Genomic DNA, 648 nt, shown 5'->3' with positions numbered 1-648 from the left:
TAGGTTGATACACAAAATTATTTACAGACCCTAAATATCGGCAGTCTTCGGACTGCCTTTATTTTTTTGCTCTTTTAAAGTGATATATCAAGTAATAGAAAATAAATTATAGTTAATGTTATAATTAAATTAAAGAGGAGGTTTCTATACACAAAATTTTACACAGTCTCGATATTTACCTCTCTGCACCTTTGCTATGGTCTTTCGTATTAGATTTAGTTTTATCGTCTGTCTTAAAGCTTTTTATTTGCCCTAATATGGACTTTTTATCTTTATCTTGACTCTTTACTTGTTCTTTTGCTTTTAAGAGCTTAGAAGATAAAATACGGACATTCTTATGTTCCTTTCCGTTGCTGTTAATGCTTGTCTTTACTTGTCCAAATATTTTAACAAAATCTCCTTTTTTTAGATTCTCTAAATCTTTTGTCTTATCTCCATAAGCTGAACAATTGGTATAAACTTTATTTCCATCGTCATCTTTTGAAACGATTGAAAAGTTGCTTACCTTGAACTTTTCTCCATTAGCATTTTCTCTTTCAAGATTTTCTAATTTTCCAGCTATATTTCCCAATTTCCTCCTTTTACTAAATAAGGATAGCCTTTCGCCCTCCTCTACCTTTCTTGTCCTTTTTCGTTTTTTTCTTGATT

The 648-nt window shown here is 30.4% G+C and carries 1 protein-coding gene; it reads right to left on the bottom strand.

Going from position 1 to position 648, the window contains the following annotated elements:
* Positions 1-175 precede the first annotated feature (175 nt).
* Positions 176-648, bottom strand: a 473-nt coding sequence (locus tag HMPREF2782_RS04465) for a hypothetical protein (protein WP_261668646.1), incomplete at its 5' end; no start/stop codon positions are given.

The sequence above is a fragment of the Anaerococcus sp. HMSC068A02 genome (assembly GCF_001811125.1).
Lineage (GTDB): Bacteria > Bacillota > Clostridia > Tissierellales > Peptoniphilaceae > Anaerococcus > Anaerococcus vaginalis_C.
Note: the sequence above shows the minus strand (reverse complement) of the source record. Positions and strands in the feature narration are given on the sequence as shown.